The sequence below is a fragment of the Nocardia sp. NPDC051911 genome, assembly GCF_040681035.1.
Lineage (GTDB): Bacteria > Actinomycetota > Actinomycetes > Mycobacteriales > Mycobacteriaceae > Nocardia > Nocardia sichangensis.
In genome coordinates this window covers 1-2551 of sequence record NZ_JBFAXY010000096.1, presented here as the reverse complement: position 1 = coordinate 2551, position 2551 = coordinate 1, and the positions used below count along the sequence as shown (strand labels likewise).

At 64.5% G+C, this 2551-nt stretch carries 1 protein-coding gene; it reads left to right on the top strand.

Features of this window, described 5'->3' with window-relative positions; translation table 11 throughout:
• Positions 1 to 681 precede the first annotated feature (681 nt).
• Complete coding sequence (ltrA, locus tag AB0L97_RS38540) at positions 682 to 2469, top strand: group II intron reverse transcriptase/maturase (protein ID WP_364439995.1); 1788 nt, start codon at positions 682 to 684, stop codon at positions 2467 to 2469.
• The last annotated feature ends 82 nt before the right edge of the window (positions 2470 to 2551 follow it).

The following is a 2551-nucleotide window of genomic DNA, read 5'->3' as shown; positions in this document are numbered from 1 at the left end:
CGGGGTGCGACACGAGGTCGCACGAGTTGAGTGAGCTTCACTGAAGGAGGTCGGCGGATGCCGAAGGTGTAGTTACGGATCAGTGTTCGTGGATCTGTCCCCGGGCCTGACATGCGTCGCTGGTAACGGCGGGGTGTGAAGCTCAGGTCGGAAGGCTCGAGGGCTCCCGTTCCATCCGGGAGCTACAAGTCACGGGGAAGGCCGACAGGGTGAACAACCGTGAACCCCTGATGATGCCTCGTCATCGGAAACCCCGCAGATGGGTTGCTGCAGCGGGGGCAAGGACTGGTCGCTGGAAAGTGCAGGCGCCGACCGGAAGACTCCAAGCCGGTCGGGAGAACACCGCCGTCCTCGGGGTATAGGGGGCACCCGACCCGGCCGTATCTCACTCGTGTGGAACGTGACAACCCCGTTGGAGTCCGGCGACGTTTACGTCGTCGGCAAGCCGACCGTGAGGAAGGCCCGATTCTCCAGCGGGCGCAGGATGGCCCAAGAAGCCAATGCCGGCGGCCGAAAGGCAGCGGGAAAACGAGACATCGTGCTCGGCTCCTCCGCCGAGGGTCTCGTATAACCGGCCGGATACGGGCGATGCCCGGACCCGAAAGGGTGCTGACGTGGGCCAGGTGAGCCTGTGAAGAGACGACGACAACGACACCGGAACCGAAGGACAAGTTGGACACCATGGCAGAGACAGCCGCGGCGGTCGAGGACATCATGGTGAACGGACCTGAGGACGACTTTCTCGATTGGCAGTCGATCGACTGGCGAGCCGTCGAGGGCGAAGTACGGCGTTTGAGGCAGAGGATCTTCACGGCGACGCGGGCAGGCGACCTCAAGAAGGTCCGCAATCTGCAGAAGTTGATGCTCCGATCCCGGGCGAACACGCTGCTGAGCGTGCGGCGGGTGACAGAGATCAATGCGGGTCGCAAGACGCCCGGGGTGGATGGTCGGGTGGTGCTGTTGGCACAGGACAAGGCCGGACTGGCCGACTGGGCGCAGTACTGCTCGTCGTCGTGGACTCCTCGGGCGGTCAAGCGGGTGTTCATCCCGAAGGCAGGCGGGAAGCAGCGCCCGCTCGGCATCCCGGTGATCGCTGACCGGGTGCTTCAGGCGCGGGTGGTCAACGCGCTGGAGCCGGAGTGGGAGGCACGGTTCGAGCCGAAGTCGTATGGCTTCCGGCCGGGCCGTGGTTGTCAGGACGCAATCTCGGCCATCTACCTCACGTTGAAAGGTAAGAATCCGCAACGCGTGTGGGTGTTGGATGCGGACCTGAAAGCGGCGTTCGACCGCATCGATCACAGCCATCTGCTCGCTCAACTGGCCACGTTCCCCGCCCGGGGATTGATCGCAGGCTGGTTGAAGGCGGGGGTACTCGATCGTGGTCGGTTCGCCTCGACCGAGGAGGGCACGCCCCAAGGCGGGGTCGTGAGTCCTTTGCTGCTGAACGTGGCCCTGCACGGGATGGAAACAGCAGCGGGAGTCCGTTACCGCAAGCTCGGCACGCACGCCGCCGAGTCGGTGGAAGGCTCCCCGGCGCTGGTCAGATATGCCGACGACCTTGTGGCCCTGTGTCATTCGCGTGAACAGGCCGAGCAGGTCAAAGCGCGGCTCGCCGCCTGGCTGGAGCCCCGGGGGCTGGTGTTCAACGAGGACAAGACGCGCATCGTCCACGTCGAAGACACCGGTTTCGATTTCCTGGGGTTCAATGTCCGCCGTTACGACGGCAAGCTGCTGATCAAGCCGAGTTCTGCTGCTATGAAACGGATTCGGGAACGGCTGCGCACCGAGATGAGGGCTCTGCGCGGGGCCAACGTCAGTGCGGTGCTGCACAAGATCGACCCGATCGTGCGGGGCTGGTCGGCCTATTACCGAACAGTGGTGTCCAGCAGGGCATTCACCGCGCTGGATGACTACATGTGGAAGCTCACCTACAAGTGGGCCAAGCACGGCCATCAGAACAAGTCGAAGCACTGGATCGTCACCCGGTATTTCGGCCGGTTCAACCAGTCCAGGCAGGACCGGTGGGTCTTCGGTGACCGGGACACCGGCGCTCATCTGCCCAAGTTCGCCTGGACGAAGATCGTCCGACACCAGATGGTCGCGGGCACATCGTCTCCGGACGATCCGTCCTTGACCGAGTACTGGTCCGAACGGCGACGCAAAGGGGCGCCACCGCTACTGGGCGCGTTCACCCTGCGGATGCTCAAACTACAGGCCGGACGCTGCCCGCTCTGCGGGAACTTCCTGCTGCGCGCCGACCATCAACCCCAGAACCCGCACGAGTGGGAACGCTGGGCGAAGGTGACCCGCACCGCGATGGTGAGGCACAGCCTCACCATCGCTCGCGGAGACGGAACGTCGGGCACGGCCATCCGTTTCGTCCACGCCTCCTGCCGTCGTCGGCGGTCTGCCGACCGGGCTGGAGGTCCGGTAATTCTGCAAGCCCGCAAGCCATCTGGGCTTGCTTGAGCCGTGATGCGTCGACGAGGCGCATGTCCGGTTCTGAGGGGGCCTCGGCGCAGTAATGTGCCGGGGCTACCCGACAAAGCCG